Source organism: Celerinatantimonas sediminis, assembly GCF_046054195.1.
Taxonomy (GTDB): domain Bacteria; phylum Pseudomonadota; class Gammaproteobacteria; order Enterobacterales; family Celerinatantimonadaceae; genus Celerinatantimonas.
This window is the reverse complement of record NZ_JBEQCS010000013.1, coordinates 1-18,530: the sequence shown is the minus strand read 5'-3', so window position 1 is coordinate 18,530 and position 18,530 is coordinate 1. Positions and strand designations below refer to the sequence as shown.

Annotated in this window: 13 protein-coding genes and 1 other RNA gene; 11 read left to right on the top strand and 3 right to left on the bottom strand. The window is 41.5% G+C overall.

Going from position 1 to position 18,530, the window contains the following annotated elements; genetic code table 11:
• Positions 1–765 carry a YciK family oxidoreductase gene (locus ABTQ23_RS14360; protein WP_408616433.1) on the bottom strand — a complete coding sequence of 255 codons (765 nt, stop codon included), beginning with the start codon at positions 763–765 and terminating at the stop codon, positions 1–3.
• Positions 766–903: 138 nt separating this feature from the next.
• On the opposite strand from ABTQ23_RS14360, the gene sohB reads away from it, so the two are divergent.
• Positions 904–1,926 (top strand): protease SohB, encoded by a 1,023-nt coding sequence (sohB, locus tag ABTQ23_RS14355; protein WP_408616432.1) that lies wholly within the window; start codon positions 904–906, stop codon positions 1,924–1,926.
• Between the two features lie 64 nt (positions 1,927–1,990).
• On the opposite strand, the gene astB is transcribed toward sohB, so the two are convergent.
• Entirely contained in the window at positions 1,991–3,334 is a 1,344-nt protein-coding gene (astB, locus tag ABTQ23_RS14350; protein WP_408616431.1) for an N-succinylarginine dihydrolase, read from the bottom strand.
• Positions 3,335–3,659: 325 nt separating this feature from the next.
• Between astB and topA the strand changes: the two genes are divergently transcribed.
• The 7 genes from topA (at position 3,660) to ABTQ23_RS14315 (ending at position 13,961) form a co-directional block, all read left to right on the top strand.
• Positions 3,660–6,290: a type I DNA topoisomerase gene (topA, locus tag ABTQ23_RS14345; protein ID WP_408616430.1), complete on the top strand. Its 2,631-nt coding sequence runs from the start codon at positions 3,660–3,662 to the stop codon at positions 6,288–6,290.
• Positions 6,291–6,502: 212 nt separating this feature from the next.
• The gene (locus ABTQ23_RS14340) at positions 6,503–8,539 is read left to right on the top strand and encodes a hypothetical protein (RefSeq protein ID WP_408616429.1); all 2,037 of its coding nucleotides are present in this window, start codon (positions 6,503–6,505) and stop codon (positions 8,537–8,539) included.
• A gap of 493 nt (positions 8,540–9,032) precedes the next feature.
• Positions 9,033–9,995, top strand: a complete 963-nt coding sequence (pfkA, locus tag ABTQ23_RS14335) for a 6-phosphofructokinase (RefSeq protein WP_408616428.1) — start codon at positions 9,033–9,035, stop codon at positions 9,993–9,995.
• A gap of 179 nt (positions 9,996–10,174) precedes the next feature.
• Positions 10,175–10,271: signal recognition particle sRNA small type (ffs, locus tag ABTQ23_RS14330), an RNA gene on the top strand.
• Between the two features lie 121 nt (positions 10,272–10,392).
• Positions 10,393–11,016 (top strand): TnsA endonuclease N-terminal domain-containing protein, encoded by a 624-nt coding sequence (locus tag ABTQ23_RS14325; protein WP_408616427.1) that lies wholly within the window; start codon positions 10,393–10,395, stop codon positions 11,014–11,016.
• On the top strand, positions 11,003–12,901 hold the full coding sequence (locus ABTQ23_RS14320; RefSeq protein ID WP_408616426.1) for a TnsB C-terminal domain-containing protein: 1,899 nt from the start codon (positions 11,003–11,005) through the stop codon (positions 12,899–12,901). The genes ABTQ23_RS14325 and ABTQ23_RS14320 overlap by 14 nt, the downstream gene beginning before the upstream one ends.
• 1 nt (position 12,902) lies before the next feature.
• Positions 12,903–13,961: a TniB family NTP-binding protein gene (locus ABTQ23_RS14315; protein WP_408616425.1), complete on the top strand. Its 1,059-nt coding sequence runs from the start codon at positions 12,903–12,905 to the stop codon at positions 13,959–13,961.
• On the opposite strand, the gene ABTQ23_RS14310 is transcribed toward ABTQ23_RS14315, so the two are convergent.
• Positions 13,950–14,261, bottom strand: coding sequence for a helix-turn-helix domain-containing protein (locus tag ABTQ23_RS14310; protein ID WP_408616424.1), 312 nt, complete (start codon positions 14,259–14,261; stop codon positions 13,950–13,952). The two genes, ABTQ23_RS14315 and ABTQ23_RS14310, sit on opposite strands and share 12 nt — an antisense overlap.
• Before the next feature lie 102 nt (positions 14,262–14,363).
• Here ABTQ23_RS14310 and ABTQ23_RS14305 point away from each other — a divergent pair, with 102 nt between their 5' ends.
• From ABTQ23_RS14305 to ABTQ23_RS14295, 3 genes are all read left to right on the top strand, one after another.
• Positions 14,364–14,903 (top strand): VspR family transcription factor, encoded by a 540-nt coding sequence (locus tag ABTQ23_RS14305; RefSeq protein WP_408616423.1) that lies wholly within the window; start codon positions 14,364–14,366, stop codon positions 14,901–14,903.
• Between the two features lie 453 nt (positions 14,904–15,356).
• On the top strand, positions 15,357–16,568 hold the full coding sequence (locus ABTQ23_RS14300; RefSeq protein ID WP_408616422.1) for a TniQ family protein: 1,212 nt from the start codon (positions 15,357–15,359) through the stop codon (positions 16,566–16,568).
• Positions 16,568–18,457, top strand: coding sequence for a type I-F CRISPR-associated protein Csy2 (locus ABTQ23_RS14295; protein ID WP_408616421.1), 1,890 nt, complete (start codon positions 16,568–16,570; stop codon positions 18,455–18,457). Before ABTQ23_RS14300 ends, ABTQ23_RS14295 begins: the two co-directional genes overlap by 1 nt.
• Positions 18,458–18,530: the final 73 nt, after the last annotated feature.

The following is an 18,530-nucleotide window of genomic DNA, read 5'->3' as shown; positions in this document are numbered from 1 at the left end:
TCATTTTGGTTGGGCGTCCAGACAATATCCAGTGATATGAGCGCTGGCATCATCCATTAAATATAGATAAGTAGGCATAATATCGAGTGGTGTTTTTAATACCATCGGATCTTCATCTGGTTTAGCTTGTGCTCGCATTTGGGTTCGAGTAGCGCCAGGGTTAATACAATTTACTCGAAGCGTTGTATCCTTATACTCATCACCAAGTGTTTGGGTTAATCCTTCCACTGCAAATTTAGACATAGCATAACTGCCCCAAAGCGCTCTTCCCGCATGGCCAACCGTTGAGGTGGTAAAGACTAAAGAGCTGCTCGGTGCATTATTTAAAAGCGGCAGCAGAGCCTGTGCCAGTAATAATTGTGAACGAACATTAATATTCATCACTTCATCAAAGTTAGCGATTTGAATATCTTTGATTGCGCATAGTTGGCCTAAAATGCCGGCGCTAAGTAGGGCTCCATCGAGTCGATGCCATTGGGCCTCAATATTTGCTGCTAGAGAGTGATAATCCTCAGCAGTTGCACTGGCGAAGTCTAAATCAATTGCCAATGTTTGGACGGGGTATTGACTGACTTTTTCCATCGTTTGGGTCAGTTTGTCACGATTTCTGCCCAATAAGACTAAATCGGCACCTAACTTTGCGTACTCAATGGCGGCGCACCGGCCCAAACCATCGCTAGCACCACTCACTAGGATCACCTTATTTTCTAAACTATTGGTCTGTGGCTGGAAATGTAGATAGTCATGATTTTGCCAAACTGCCATGATGGCCTCGCTGCGTCTTCGGAGTGGGGGAAACTTTTATACCGTAAATTATACCCAATGGCGAGCCCGTAATGATAGACCATAGACACTCTATGCCAAGACATCCTAAAATATAACAAATACTTTTGGAGGATTACTGTGGATTTTTTATACCATATTGGCACTTTTTTAATCGAAGCCATCATTATTGTGGCAGCTATTGGTGCAATTGCCTTAATAGTTATGGCTGCTGGCATGAAAAATCGCCATAAGTCAGGTGGATTAAATATCGACGATTTATCTGAACAATATAGCCAGATGAGCGACCAGCTTAGCGAAACAATGATGGGTAAAAGCGAGCGAAAAGCCCACCATAAAGCAGTTAAAGCAGAACATAAAAAGAATAAAAAACACCCCAAACAAGATCAGCATAAACTGTTTGTGGTGGATTTTAAGGGCAGTATCGATGCTAAAGAGGTACGCTCGTTACGTGAAGAGGTCAGTGCCATTCTCAGTGTTGCTAAAACAACAGATGAAGTGCTGATTCGCCTAGAAAGTGGCGGTGGTATGGTTCACGGATATGGGTTGGCCGCTTCTCAATTGGCTCGAATTCGCAGTGCCGGTATTCCATTGACGATTGCTGTTGATAAAGTGGCCGCTAGTGGCGGCTATATGATGGCCTGTATCGGGAATAAAATTTTAGCTGCCCCATTTGCCATCGTTGGTTCAATCGGTGTCGTTGCTCAGCTTCCTAACTTTAATAAGCTGCTGAAGAAAAATGATATTGATTATGAGCAGATCACCGCTGGTAAATACAAGCGTACCTTAACCATGTTTGGTGAAAACACCGACGATGGCCGCGAAAAATTTAAAGAAGAGCTAGAGCAAACCCATCAATTATTTAAAGGGTTTGTGCATCAGTATCGCCCTGAATTAGATGTTGAAACCGTTGCAACGGGTGAGCATTGGTTCGGTAAACAGGCGATTGAAAAAGGCCTTATCGATGAAATTACGACCAGTGATGATTATTTGATGCGTCATTACAAAGAACGTCAAGTCGTCAAAGTTCACTATCAGATTAAGAAAAAAATCTCAGATAGATTAGGTAAGTCGGTTGCCATGGGCGTTGAAAATGCAGTTGGCCGCTTTATCAATCAAGGCAAATGGGACTGGATGCGCTAAAGCAACTTAATACCCGTAATCGTAATAAAGCTCGCTTATTTAAGCGAGCTTTTACATTTTGGGGCTAGTTCAATTGCTGAAATGGGTAAACTGAGCCAAGTTTCAATATTTGGGTCAGCTCATCAAGTGCGGTATAGGACTCGGTAATGAGCGATGGATCGCGCATATCATCAAAACTGAATCGATCGCGGTAGTGTTTTTCAATCCATCGATTCAACGTTTCAAATAGTTGATCATCCAAAATTGTGTGCTGGTTTACTGCGTTTACTTCTTGCTCACTTAATGCAACACGCAAGCGTAAACATGCCGGGCCTCCACCATTTCGCATCGACTGTTTCACATCAAAATAATGAATTTTCTGAATTGGCGTGTTTTTTGTGAGCAGTTCATCTAAATATGCTTTAACGCTAGGGGTTTCCTCGCAATCGGTTGGGGCAATAATCGCCATCGAACCGTCATTTAAGCTGACCAATTGGGTGTTAAAGAGATAACTCTTTACTGCATCATCTAAGCCTACTTGCTGCTGCGCAACTTCAATAAAGTGCATCTGTGTATCGGGTAGGCGATGGCGAATATCATCCTGAAGCTTCAGTGCATCGACAAAAGCTTGTTCGTGATAGAAAAGAACATTTTGATTGCCCACTGCAATCACGTCATTATGAAAAACACCCTGATCAATAACATCTGGATTTTGCTGCACAAACAAGGCGGTATCTTCATCTAACCGATGCAAACGAGCGACTGCTTGGCTTGCCTCAAGGGTTTGTCGGGCTGGGTATTTTTTTGGAAAAGGCAATGAGCTATCGTAACAACTGCGTCCGTAAACAAATAATTCTAGCCCTGCGCGCCCATAGTCAGAACATAACCGAGTGTGGTTTGCTGCGCCTTCGTCACCAAAGTCTGGATGAGAGGGTAAATGACGATGGTGAATAAAATATTTGCTGTCACGGAAAGTTGCTTTTAGAATGGCGCCCGTCACATCTGGCTCAATTGAGCGATGAAACTTGTCAATTAGATTCGCTGGTGTAATGTGGACACGCCCATCTTGCGTATCAGCGCTTGGCGAAATTGTTGCAGCATTGGCTGTCCACATGCTTGATGCCGAATAACATGCCAGCAGAGCTTGCGGGCTTTGTGATGCTGCTTTTTCTAGGACTTTGGCATTGGCCCCAGTAAAACCAAGGCGTCTTAGCGTGGTTAAATCAGGCCGTTCTTGTGGTGCTAAAACGCCTTGAATTAATCCTAGATCATGAAGAGATTTCATTTTAGCCAACCCTTGTTTTGCGGCTTCTTTAGGGTTGGAGATTGCTTTTGCATTAGATAGCGAAGCAACGTTGCCAAACGATAATCCGGCATAGTTGTGGGTGGGGCCGACTAAACCATCAAAGTTTACTTCGTAGTGTTTCATAGCTATCCTCAGCGCTAAAGCTTGAATTAATTGATGTAATTATTTTTTGTATCCTGCTCAAAAGTATGGCAAAAGCTGGCTTGTTTATCTATGGTTTTTTTGACAGGTTAAAAGGGACGCCAAGCCATCTTGACAAGATTGCTAAGGTTAGAAAAAGTAATGAGCTTATTGTTATAGAGTAAGTTTATAAGTGGTTATTTTCGCCTCGTTTGAGACAAACAGTGTTGCAAATTGGGGTTGAGCTTGCGAGGATGTGCCGCAAGACTGGATATAATTTTTATTTATAAGCCCGAAAAATTTCAGCGGGCCAACGGTATTTGAAAGAATGAGTAAATCACTGGTTATTGTGGAATCGCCAGCCAAAGCGAAAACCATCAATAAGTATCTTGGCAATCAATACGTTGTTAAATCAAGCGTAGGGCATGTCCGCGACTTACCCAAAAGTGGAGGCTCATCAGCCGGCAAAAAAAAGGCTGATCCGATTTCGACAAAAGGTTTAAGTGCCGAAGAAAAAGCCCAGATCAAAAAGCAACGCGAAAAAAATGCGTTGGTGGTTCGCATGGGAATCGACCCAGAGCACGGCTGGAAGGCTAATTATCAGATTGTGCCGGGTAAAGAAAAAGTTGTGAACGAGTTAAAACAACTTGCCGCCAAAGCTGACACCATCTATCTCGCAACCGACTTGGACCGCGAAGGAGAAGCCATTGCATGGCATCTGCGTGAAATTATTGGTGGTGATGATTCTCGTTTTAAACGCGTTGTGTTTAACGAAATTACAAAAACGGCGATTCAGCAGGCGTTTTCTAAACCAGGCGAGCTAAATATTGCCCGAGTTAACGCGCAGCAAGCCAGACGATTCCTTGATAGAGTCGTGGGTTATATGGTTTCGCCGTTGTTATGGAAAAAAATTGCTCGTGGCTTATCTGCAGGCCGTGTGCAATCAGTGGCGGTGCGATTAGTTGTCGAGCGTGAGCGCGAAATTAAAGCGTTTGTGCCAGAAGAATACTGGAATATTTTTACCGATCTGCTGACTGCGAAAAAAGACGCGCTGCGCATGCAGGTGGCTAAGTTTCAGGGCAAAACATTTGAAGCTCATAGCAAAGCCGAAGCAGATGTTGCTCTTGATGTGCTCAAACAAGCAAGTTATGAGCTTGTCAAACGCGAAGATAAACCCACTCAGACTAGACCTCGTGCACCTTTTATTACCTCTACATTGCAGCAAGGGGCAAGTGTTCGATTAGGTTATGGTGTGAAACGCACCATGATGCTGGCGCAGCGTTTGTATGAAGCAGGTTACATCACCTATATGCGTACGGACTCAACCAACTTGAGCCAAGATGCGCTGAACGCCGTTCGTGAATTTATTGATTCTGAATACGGTGATCAATATCTGCCTGGCAAACCTAATGTCTATTCTAGCCAGGCGGGTGCTCAAGAAGCGCACGAAGCGATTCGTCCAAGTAATGTTGGCGTTAAATCCGGTGATTTAAAAGACGTTGATAATGATGCCAAAAAACTTTACGAGTTAATTTGGCGCCAGTTCGTTGCCTGTCAGATGACACCTGCTCAATACGATTCAACGACGTTGACCGTGCAAGCCGGCGATTATGAGCTTAAAGCCCGCGGACGTATTTTGCGCTTTGACGGTTGGACAAAAGTCATGCCAGCAACGGGCTCTAAAAAAGAGGAAGAGCAAGCGCTGCCTGCGGTTCGCCAAGGTGATAAACTCAACCTGAAAGCGATTGACCCACAGCAATTGTTCACTAAGCCACCGGCTCGTTATAACGAAGCCTCGTTGGTTAAAGAGTTAGAAAAACGCGGGATTGGTCGGCCTTCAACATACGCCTCAATTATTTCGACAATCCAAGATCGTGGCTATGTTCATGTTGAAAAACGCCGTTTTTATGCAGAAAAAATGGGTGAGATTGTCACTGATAGACTCTGTGAGAGTTTCCCTAATCTGCTTAGCTATGATTTCACCGCGAATATGGAAGCTGAGCTAGATGAAGTGGCTGAAGGCACCCGCGATTGGCGTCAAACACTTGATCAGTTCTACGATGACTTTACCCATAAACTTCATCATGCCGAAGATGAAGCGCAAGGGATGCGGGCTAATGTTCCTGTTTTAACGGATATCGATTGTCCGCAATGTGGCCGTAAAATGGGAATCAGAACTGCAAGCACTGGTGTGTTCTTAGGGTGTAGCGGTTATGCCTTGCCACCTAAAGAGCGGTGCAAATGCACAATTAACTTAATCCCTGGCGAAGAAGTGGTATCTGCGAACGAAGAGCAGATGGAAACTGAAGCGCTGATGGCGAAAAAACGTTGCCCGAAATGTGGCACGGCCATGGATAGTTATTTGATTGATGAGCATCGGAAGTTACACGTCTGCGGGAATAACCCTGATTGTGATGGTTACTTAATCGAAGAAGGGCACTTTAAGCTTAAAGGGTACGATGGCCCGGTTGTCGAATGTGACAAGTGTGGTCATGATATGCAGCTTAAAACAGGCCGCTTTGGTAAATATATGGCCTGTACTAATCCCGAGTGTAACAACACCCGTAAGATATTAAAAAATGGTGAAGTTGCACCACCTCGTGAAGATCCAGTTCATTTACCAGAGCTTAAATGTTCGCAAAGTGACGCCTATTTTGTGTTACGTGATGGCGCTTCAGGAATTTTCCTGGCTGCCAATACGTTCCCGAAATCACGAGAAACTCGGGCGCCTCAAGTTGCTGAATTAGCCCAGTTTAAAGATAGAATTTCACCGAAGTTTCACTATCTGGCTGAAGCACCCGCGTTTGATCCCGATGGTAACCCAGCTATTGTTCGTTATAGTCGCAAAAACAAAGAACAATATGTCATGACCGAGATCGACAAAAAAGCAACTGGATGGGCTGCTTATTATCGTGATGGTCGTTGGGAAGTCACTGATAAACGCAAAAAGAAAAAATAACGTGAGAAAACGTTTTTAAGGGATGATAAAAGGGCTACAAACTCATATTTGTGGCCTTTTTTTATGGGGTTTAACTATCTCTTTGTTTTTTAGTTACGTCACGTAAAAATGACGTAAGATTAACATGTTAGTGCAATAAAACTTGCACTCTTAGCAATTATCGATCTTAATAAGAGTATATTTATTTTAGTGCTCAGCAAAAGGACATGGTAATGAGCCAAGATAATCTCCCTATCGAACATCTCTATTACACAGAGAATGACTTAGAGCAGATCCTAGAAAATCTTGATGTGGTTCGCCAGCAGATTGCACCTAAGGTTTCTGAAGATGTCGTCACTAACGAGCAAAGTTTTCCTTCGGTTTGCCTGATTGGGCTGGGCCGATGTGGTTCGAATATTGCCTTGGATGTTGCGACCCTCGTGTTTAATGCTCGAACGAGCTATTTGAGCGAACTGGAATATCAGCAACAAAAAGCGCATGAGCGAGAGATGGAGCCAATGCGTTGGATCCGTCGCCACCTGCCGTTAGACGATAAAAATCGTACTCAACCGGTATTTTTAATCGAGCCTATCGTGATGCTTGGAGACTTGGATAAAGATATCGAGGGCCGAATTCGGTTTTCTAACCAAAAAGGGCGAGCGCGTTTTCTAAGCGAATATCGTAAATTGCAGATTATGGACTTGTCCGAAGTGCATGCCGGTGGTGCGGGTAACGCGCCTATTTTGGGCCAATATCTTGCAAAAATTATCCTTAATAAAGATACCGCTAGCTTCCGTAATGATAGTTGGCGGCATATGCATTCTTATCTCGTTGATTCGTGTGGTATTAAAGCGAATCAGTCGCGACTGTATTTTTATATTTTCAGTGCGGGTGGGGGAACCGGCTCAGGGATGGCATCTGAGTTTGGACTTGCGCAGCAGTTTTCTTATTTAAGTAAAACTTTTGATTACAAAGTGGTTCAAAATCAACAAGTTGATAAACGCCATAGTTTTGTGTTTGAACCAATCTTTACCTCTGGTATCTGTATTTTGCCAAATATCTCCGGGCATAATTTGGATATTTCTGAAGCGCTACATATTAACGCGGGGCGCTTGTTGACCAAGTACATCTCTGAGGAGTGGAATTTCTCTTATAACGAAGAACGTGAAGAAGAGGAAGTTCCAGCCGATGTCATGAAGCGGATCCGGCCATGGAATGCGATGATGTTAATCTCTAATGACATCATGCGTTATGCTGAACAAGAAAATGGTAAGAATTCTCAGGATATCGACGTCAACACCATGGAGAAATATGCCAACCAATATATTTCTCAGCAGATCTTTAATATTTTAACTGCGCAAGCTGTGACCACCGATTATGACGAGGACTATTTTCGTCGTGCCGGGATTGATATCGCGGAGACGATTCGCCTCGATGCTAATGACCTTTTCATGAGCTTAGCCGGACCGGTCGCCGTCGCTTACGCTGAAAGTGTGGTTTCTGACAATGCGCACCAAGAATCTGTGGATATTGATGACTTATTTTGCCGTTCAATCGATTTGCCGCATTTTAATGATGAAACATCTGCAATTGAAGGGATTAGTATTTTACCGATTGAATCTGAGCATTATCGTGAAAGTATCGAACGTTATCGCTCCAGCGGGTTTGATCCCAGTGAGCTAAATCAGCTGCACTTTTACAAAAACTGTTCATCTATCGTGTCCATCATATCGTTACCGCGTGATTACAAACTGTCGTTTACCTCATTGAATCGATTAAAAATTCATTTGAACCGTTTGTGTCCGAATACAACACTGAAACGTTATGCGCTGGTCATCGGTGCATCTGCAAACCTTTCATTGACCACCTTAATTGCTAAAAGTCCTTGTTTAAGCGACGATTTCTTGACCCTGATGGTTGCTTATATGAAACGTTGCTTTGCTAAAGACGAATATCGCTTTAGTGATGATATCGATAAAACCATTATTGATTTGATTCGTTCTGATGAGTTTGATGACTCACGAATTGAGCAGTATTTCAGCCAATATGAAAACCCAGCAAAAATTTTGGATACAAACTGGTATGCGATTAAACCAATGTATGAGAAAAAATATCGGGAGCTGATTGAAGACCAGCAACGTTTCGTTTCGATTAATGATATTCGATTAGATATCGATAATGTGAAAAATGCGATTCGTTATCTTCGAGAAATCTATCGCCACCGCATTAGTAAAACCAACATTCTTACACTTAACGACGAAATCAAATAACCGTCAGGCTGATGGAGCTATCGCTCCATCAGTATCTTTTGCCATCAAAGATTCAAACTTATCAAATAATCAGATGAGCTACCACTTAGAACTGTGACAGCTATTTTTGCAACACCTGCGATAAAAAGTCACCCTTGTAGGATTGCTCATTACAACTATCTTAAAGTAGAGGTGGGTGAGAGTTTGTTACCATTTTTGCTTAAATTTTAGTTTTTCACGGTGGTGAAATTCTCACCTTTATGGCTAAGCAATACACTAATTTGATCACAGTAATGTAATATTCTTACTTTGACATTAAAGTGTTGATGTTAAGCATTAAAGTTTGGATGAATTTGTGGCAGAATAAAGCCCATAAAAAGACAGGTTAACTCGGCATCTGATGTTAATAGAGCGCTATGTCGTACATGACGCAGTTTTTGTCATCTTCGCTTAAAAGTTATCAGATGTAATATTTTTTCAAAATTTCCAACAGGATTGAATTGAGAGGAATCCAATGGTTAAAAAAATTGGTGTACTAACCAGCGGTGGCGATGCACCCGGTATGAATGCCGCCATTCGCGCAGTGGTCCGCACTGGTCTTTCTCATGACCTTGAGGTTTATGGCATATACGATGGTTACATGGGTTTGCATCAGGACCGAATCGAAAAAATGGAGCGCCATAGCGTTTCTGATGTTGTAAACCGCGGTGGGACATTTTTAGGATCGGCTCGTTTTCCCGAATTTAAAGAAGAAAAAGTTCGTGAAGAAGCCGTCGCTAACATGAAAAAACACGGTATCGAAGCCTTAGTTGTTGTCGGTGGTGATGGTTCATATATGGGGGCGAAAAAACTCACGGAAATGGGTTTCCCATGTGTTGGTATCCCAGGCACAATTGACAATGATATTGCCGGCACGGATTACACGATTGGCTTTGATACAGCTTTAAATACAGCAATTGAAGCCATTGACCGTGTTCGTGATACTTCATCATCACACAACCGTATTTCCGTCGTTGAAATCATGGGCCGCTATTGTGGCGATTTAGCTCTGCAGGCGGCAATTGCTGGTGGCGCAGAATATCTGATTATCCCTGAAGTTGGTTTTAACCGGGCAGACTTGCTTAAAAGCTTAAATGAAGGGCGATTAAAAGGTAAAAAACACGCCATTATTGTTATCACCGAGCATATTACCAATGTCAATGAATTAGCCGCAGGGATTGAAATGGCGACAGGCCGTGAAACTCGTGCAACGATTCTTGGCCATATTCAACGTGGCGGCGCGCCAACAGCGCGTGACCGTGTACTTGCAAGTTGGATGGGCGGTTATGCTGTTGAGTTGTTGCTTGAAGGCAAAGGCGGGCGCTGTATTGGTATCCAGAACAACAAACTGGTTCACCATGACATCATTGAATGTATAGAAACAATGCGTCGCCCATTTGCTCAGGAACTTTATACTCTGCAGCAAAAACTGTTTTAATTTAGGGTTGCTCATTGAGTTAAATGCCAAGTGAGCAAATATTCATCGACAGGTTGTGTATTCGTTTGAAAAGTATGCAACCTGTCATGGTCAAGTGAATATCAGCTTGCAATCTATGTAGTGGCTGATATTATCTTGCCACGTTTAGCGCTAACGCTAAACGCCTTCTATGGTGGTTCTGCGGGTTCTCCCGCATCGATACTCTGTGGACTCGGTCAGGCCCGGAAGGGAGCAGCCGCAGCAGACGACTCGAGTGCCGGGGTGTTGCTCGTAGAACCGCCACCCTATAATATGTGCAACATAAGTTAGCAAAAATTGCAGAGTAAGTTAGCAAATTTGCACTATAAGTCAGCATAGTCTATGTTTTGTTGTAGGTTTACAACAAAGTGTTTTTGCTATGTATGATCAAACCCACAAATCTTCCTATGTACACAATATCCGCAAGTTTATGAGCTTGAAAAACGATGCTGTTGTACGAACGATGTCTGTCCTCGAATTCGATTTTTGTTTTCATCTTGAATATAATCCGGACGTTAAACGCTTTTCTTCACAACCAATTAATTTAGCTTATTTTTTCAACGGAAGAAGTTGTCGTTATACGCCAGATTTTTTGGTGACAAGTATTGATGGCAAGGATGTGCTGGTTGAAGTAAAACATTCAAGCCAAATCTTTAAACCAGATTTCAAAGCTCGCTTTATGGAAAGAAAAAGATCTGCGCAGGACAATTATGGTTACCAATTAAATCTAATCACTGAGAAGCAAATTCAGCTCAACCCAATACTTAATAATCTGAAGTTATTGCATCGCTACTCAGGTTTACACACTGTTACAGAGGCCGAAAAGTACGTTCTCAGTTATATTAGGCGGAAACAAAAAGTACAGCTTTATGATATCTCAGAAGCTTTAGGTCTAAGCGAACATGAAACGATGATCAGCACTTTATGCTGGTTATCTTCAGGAAAGATAAAAACAGATTTAGCGAAAGAAAGTTTTGGGTTAACTAATTATGTATGGTGCTGATGCCCCCTCTGATAATGACGTTGGCTTATTCGGCTTCATTGATGAGTTTATCGAAGGAAATAAAGATTCTCCTGCACAAACTGATGTCAGCTCTTTTTTTGAATCTTTAGATACCCATTTTCAACTGTCATTTGACACTTTACCCCTAGAACTTCAACACCAAGCTCTTGCCCGTTTAGATATATTGAATTACGTAGAAAAACGCCTAACAGGGGGATGGACAGCCCGGAAGTTAGCTCCTTTATTGAATTCATATAAGGATGAAACGGGTAAGCCAGTTCCTTCTTGGCGGGTATTGGTGAATTGGAAATCAGCTTATTTTGGTTCTGAGAGAAATATTATTTCTTTAGTACCTAGGCATAAGAAAAAAGGAAACAGGGCTAAGAAGCTAGACTCTCAACAATTAGTTTATGAGGCAATAAATAAAAAGTATCTAACAAAAGAAAGATTGGCCGTTGCAGAAGTCTTTGAGTATTACAAATCGCGAGTAATTGAAGAAAACTGCAAAAATCCTGATTGTAAGATAAAGCCCATAAGCCAACGTACTTTTTACAATAGAGTCAATGAACTTAAACCTTATGATGTGGCAGTTAGGCGCTATGGGAAGCGTTATGCCGATCGTAATTTTAAGATGGTGGATCATATTCGACCAGCGACATATCCCATGGAATATGTTGAGATTGATCATACTCCCGCACCAGTCATGCTGTTAGATGATGACTTAGGATTACCACTAGGACGTCCATATTTGACCATCCTTTACGATAGGTACAGTGGATGTATTGTTGGACTATATGTTGGCTTTAGAGACCCGAGTTTTGAATCTGTTCGCTCGGCCTTTCTTAATGCGGTACTGACTAAAGATTGGTTAATAGAAAGGTATCCATCTATAAAAAATGATTGGCCTTGCCACGGGAAAATAACTTATCTAGTTGTTGATAATGGGGCTGAGTTTTGGTCGGATGACCTTGCTGCTGCATTAAGTCCTTTGGTGACGAATATTCTCTATACCAAAGCAGCTAAGCCATGGGAAAAACCACATGTAGAAAAGGCATTTGATTCCTTCTATAAGCTTTTATTTAGCCGTCTTCCTGGGAAGACATTCAATAATATTAATGAATTGGAAGACTATGATCCCAAAAAACATGCAGCTGTACGCGTATCGGTTTTTTTAGAACTGCTATATAAATGGGTTGTGGATTATTTCCACATGAAGCCCGATTCCAGAGAACGCCACATACCTTATCATAAATGGCACGAATCAAAGTGGCGTCCTAACTTTTATGAAGGAGTTGAAGCTGAGCAGTTAAAAATAGAATTAGGTCGTTTAAATACCAGAACACTGGGTAAAGATGGTATTCGGCTACATAACTTAAGATATAACAGCGAAGAATTAGTGGCTTACAAAAAACGTTCAGCAAAAGCGAATCGAAAAGGAGCTACGCTGAAAGTGAAAACTGATCCTGATGATATTAGTCATGTTTATGTGTTTTTGGACGAAGATAAATGCTACCTCAAAGTTCCGATGATTGAAAATTATGGCCATCTTAGAGGTATCTCTTTGTATCAGCATGAACGAATATGCGCAATAAGGCGATTAAATACTCGTCTTCAAAAAGATGATGAAGCACTTGCTGATACATACTTATACATAGATCGACGAATAGATGGGGAGCTGGAAAGAATAAGTAAGAAAAGGCATAAGAAATCCACAATTCCTAAAACATCAAATTTATCAAAAATTGCTAAGTACAAGAAAGTTGGCAGTGAAGGGCCTGTATCTATTGCAACGAAACAAAAAAATATTAAATCATCTTTAGTTGCCAATTTAGACAAGGGCGATGAAGCTGATGGTATCGATCTGAGTGATATAGATGGATACTAAAATGCTTAAACTGACTAATCAGCAGTTAAATCAGATAACTAATTTTCGTGAGTGTTATGTGGAATATCCGCAGATAACGGAAATATATTCTATTTTTGATAGGTTAATGTTTAATAGCACTGTTGGTGGTGAACAAGAGTCGTTATTACTTACGGGAGATACAGGATCTGGTAAAACAGCACTGATTAACAATTATCTCCAAAAATTTTCGGTTAAGAAAGGACGATGGGAGGAAATGCCAGTATTGAATACCAGGATACCAAGCAGGATTAAAGAGCAAAATACTTTAGAAAGGTTTTTGCTCGACCTTGATGACGTGCGTTCGAGTCGAGTGAGGCGAACACATAGGGAAGGGTCTTTAACTGCAGGTGTTATACGAACTCTAACAGATAAAAAAGTTAAACTAATTATAATCAATGAAATACAAGAGCTTATTGAGTTTAAAGATGCAGAAGAAAGACAAACAATCGCTAATACGTTTAAAATGATAAGTGAAGAGGCTAAGGTCTCATTTGTATTAGTAGGAATGCCATATTCGTCGCTACTTGCAGAAGAACCCCAGTGGAGTTCTAGACTTAGTTGGCATCGACATCTTAGCTATTTTCATTTATTTAAAAATTCCGAGCAACATAAGGGATTGATCCCCGACAAATTGGGAAAAATTCATTTCGCTAAGTTTGTAGCTGGGCTAGCTGGAAGAATGGGCTTTGATGACAGGCCAAATCTTACTTGTGATGAGATCCTTCTCCCTTTATTTGCTGTCTGTCGTGGTGAATGTCGAGCACTCAAACACTTTTTATCAGATGCCCTTACAAATGCGTTATCTGAGTCTAAAAATACCCTAGATAAAGAGATCTTGGAGGGCACATTCAGCTCCAGATATCCTAATGAAGATAATCCATTTAGATGCTCATTAAACCAACTCAATATACGAGAATTAAGGATTGGGGCTCGTTATAACAAAGATGCCCAGTTCAAAGAAGACAAGTTGATTGACAGGACTTTTACGGATTTATTGCCCATTCATATGTTGCTTAGTAAACAACCACTAAAGAGTTGAGCTCTTATTTGCCAGCAAAGTGAGTAACTTTTCTTTTTCTTCATCACTTAATTTATCAATTAAGCACGCAAGTTCAGCGGTCACTTCATCTTGACAGAAAAAGTAATTGAGCGGTACGTCTAGCTCTTCGGCCATTCGGTTTAAGGTTCCGATATCAGGTACATGCCGACCTTTTTCATAATGATTCATGCGACCACTAGCCGAGCTTTCTTCCATACCAATTTTTACTCCCAAATCCTTTTGGGTGATCTTGGCTTTTTTCCGAGCTGCTTTGAGCCGTGCTGGGATTGGGTTTTCCACTTAGACATTCTTATAAGACCTATCGATAACTTAGATTGTCTAAGTTTTACTTATTTTTGTATACTTAGCAATCCTAAGTTCGAAAGTCTGGCAGTGGTAGAGATGAAGAAAACAAAGAAGTTAATGAAGCCGATGTATAACCTTCTGATTAAAAGTAATTTAAATAATTTCTCCGTTCTTCAGGCACGAGATGAATTGTTAAAAATGCCAAATTTTATTGGGGATCCAAATGAAGCTAGAAAGTTTATTCATCGCCAAGTTAATCATTTGGTCGCATCAGGGTATCTTGATGTGACAGGAACTGGCCGTGCTAAAAGATTCACTAAAAGCGCTCTTTTCTATCAAGTTAAATTTATAGCAAAAGCAAATCATCGTACTTGTTTTCCAAAGCAGCCGTTGAAGTTACAGCTTGAACTGCAGGCGAGCTCTGATTATCAATTACTCGTAGAAGAACGTAATCAATATCATGGTGAATTAGCAATGTCTCAGGCTGAAGCTGAAGAATATGAAACGTTACTTCGGAGGTTTCCAGAAAAAGAGTCTATTTTGCATCCATTAAAAATAGAAGCCATAGAACGTTCCTCCATGATTTTAGGTAAAATGAAAGCACTAACAGCATTACTCGCTAATATTGAATTATAAACTGGAAGTTTGTGAACAGTTGAAAGTTCGCGTAAAGACATTTCAAAATATTCAATTGCAGCTCACTGACGCTATTGTTGAACAGGCTCTGTAACCGTGGCTGTTCAAACCAAGTCCAAACTATTTCGGAACTGTTGGGTCTTGAGCTCAACGTTCCTACCTACCAACGTCCTTATTAATGGTTACCTAAACACGTTAACCAACTGATTGACTATACACTGTATCAAGACGTGTTACCGCCTTGGTACGGTATTGTTACATCAGGAAAAGGATGACAGCAATCATTTCGATATTGAGGATGGTCAGCAGCGCTTGCTGACTATGAATTTTGGATTTTGATTAACGAGCTATCGAATTTTTATGAGATGTTGTTCACTAAATTATAAAGAACAGATAGTAAAGCAAAATTAATTCACGATACTAAAGCTTAGTAATCCTAAGTTTTGGTGGGCAATGAATGCGGAAATAGAACCATATTCAGACGAGTCACTTGAAAGTTTTTTGCTTCGATTGAGTCAATATCGAGGTTATGAGCGGTTTGCTTATTTTGCCGAAGATATCTGGCAAAATACGTTATTTCAGCATCAGGCGACTCCCGGCGCTTTTCCTTTTGAGCTTAACCGAATCAATGTGTATCACGCTCAAACGACAAGTCAAATGCGGCTGCGAGTTCTCTTAGATTTAGAAAATCAACTCAAGCTCGGTAAATTTCAACTGCTGCAAATCGCGCTCTCTCATTCTAAAGCTACCTTTTCACCTGATTACAGGGCTGTGCATCGTCAAGGGATTGATTACCCACTTCTGTTTATTCGACACCAATCAACGCCAGTCTGTCCACAATGTTTGGCTGAAGCTCCATATATTCGCCAGCAGTGGCATTTACTGCCACTTAAAGCTTGTCCTAAACATCACTGTAAACTTGTAGAGCGGTGTCCTGAATGTGGCAAATTGCTCAATTATCAGTCTACTGAATCAATCACGCATTGTGAATGTGGGTTCTCATTAGCTAAGACCGCGCCAGTTAAAGCAGAATTATCAGAGCTCAAAGTTGCACAATGGCTCAATGGAGAAGTCATCGAAGAGGCTGGGGTCATGGAGCTGCCTCTAGCCATATCTGCCCGATTTGGCTTTTTGCTTTGGTATCTTGGTCAATTAGAAGTATCAGAGATTAGCTTTGAGCATTTCTTAACGTACTGTTCCACTTGGCCACGACAGTTCGATGCTGAACTTGAAAAACGAACTAAACATGCGGATGCCATCCGAGTAAACAACTGGAATAAAGTATTTTTGTCAGAAGCATTTGGTCCATTGCTAAAAAATAGCCGGCAATTACCTCATTCACAGTTGTCGCAAAATATAGCGTTGGCACAAATACTTCAGTATCTAACTCGACTCGTTTCGCAACACCCTCGAGGTAAGCATGCCAATATTGGCGACATCCTATTAAGTTCTCTTGAGGCATCAGCCATATTAGGCTGTTCGACCAAGGAGGTTGCTTGGCTATACCAATTTGGAGAGCTAAAAGCACAGGTGACGCTAAAGTTGCGCCACAATTTATCCAAATATGATTCGGTCTTTTCTTTAAGGGATGTTGTTGAACTTAGGTTGGCTCAGATGAATTGTGAATCGGATGGGCTGCAAAATTATCTGCCAGAGTGGTCGTGATGAATCATTTAAAAGAACTTCTTGATATGGATGATGGCCCCGTTAAATCTAGATTGCTTAAAAAGGCCTTTATGCCTTATACCCAGCGGGTTGAAATTGATGGTGTGGAAAGCGAAGCGTTAACAATTTTACTTAACTTATCGCAGAGTAAACCGGTGCTTGATTCTTGGCTCAATCAAAAGCGGGCACAGCAGTATTTCCAAACATCAAAAAATTTGGAGATAGCCTGTGATGAAATTCAGTGGTTGCATACGCATAATCTGAAGTATCCAGATAGCCGTGTCTCCGGGCAACGGTTGATCGCGGAACCGCTGCCATCGGATACAGCGACATTAACGAGTGCTGGTTTGCCTAAGTCGTATGGATGGGCACATAATTCGGCTGTTTATCATCATACTATTTGGCTCATTAATGAGTTTATTTGGCGAGGGCAGATTGAAAACATTCTCTCTTTAGTCACGAAAAAGGATGATTTTTGGAGTTTGTTGCTGACTGACTTTGGATTGGATAAGTCTTTGCAAAGCACTTTATTGTACTGCATCGAAGAGCATTTACCTGCGACTACTTTTCCCTCAGAAGTGAGTCGATATAGCAAACAGATCCGTATTCCTTGGAAAGATGATTATCTATCAATAACCCCAGTTGTTAGCCATGCGATGCAGCTGAAAATAGAAGATCTCGCTAGAGAACCTCACCGCCACTTTCGATTCAAAACTGACTCACTACCTAACCCCGCAAGTATTGGTAGCTTATGCGGCGCTCTAGGTGGCCATATAAGCATTTTAAATTATCCGCTGGGTGTGCAAGTCAATTCGAAAAACACATTAGTGTCTCGTAGAGTTCAAAGCCGACAGTTTTTTGATGATTACGCATTAACGAATAAACGTATGTGCACCGTATTTGCTCATCTCATTGGTGTCGATGCTCCTCAAACGCGAAAAGGCTGGCTGCATGTTCGAAAATACCAGATGCGGATGGTTCGCCGACAGATTGCTCGATGGTTACTCCCATTGATAGAAATTCGTGAAAAAGTTTATCCTTCAACAAAAGTCGCAATGACAGATTTGGACGATCAGTTAGTTAAATGTTTTATCAATGCTGATGAATCAGATTTTTTACAGTTATTAAAACCGCTGAATCAGCGGTTACATTTTGCATTGCAAAATAATCGTTTTTCAATGCAGTTTGCCTATCATCCTAAATTACTGCAGCCACTGAAAACCCAGTTAAAATGGGTATTAAATGAACTAAGTAAACCAGTAGTAGGCGATCAACAGCAGGGCCAAGAACAGTATATCTATCTGTCATCCATGCGTGTATTTGATGCGAATGCTCAAAGTTGCCCGTATTTATGCGGAGTACCTTCGTTGACGGCAATTTGGGGATTCATGCACCAGTTCCAGAGAGGCCTTATCTCAAAGCTTGCGGTTAGTCCCCATAAAATAAAATTTGCTGAATTTGCAGTTTTTATTCGCAGTGAAACGATTAAGTCGGGTGCAAAACTCACAGAACCCAGTGTGCCAGCGCTGAAAAGGCATGTATCACCAGTAAAAAGACCGACCATTCTCACGAATCAATATACCGATCTGGTTTTTGATGTAGTGATTAAAGTTCATAGTGATATTCGAATTTCGGATTATCGGCCCGAGTTGAAATCTGCAATACCTGTGAATTTCGCGGGAGGCACATTATTCCAACCGGAAATATCGAACTGCGTTCATTGGCTTACTACGTTTAGCGATGCATGGTCATTATTTCAAGCAATTAAAGGATTACCAAGTTATGGAGAGTGGCTGTCCCCGTATACAGATCAACCGCAAACGTTAGAAGAACTGGGGGACGTTCTTGCTGAAGATCCATCTTTAATCCCTGTATCAAACGGCTTCTGAATCGCCACTACTTCACTAGACGACTTTTAGCCTCATTAAAATATTGACGCTCATACTCTAACGGCGATAGCCC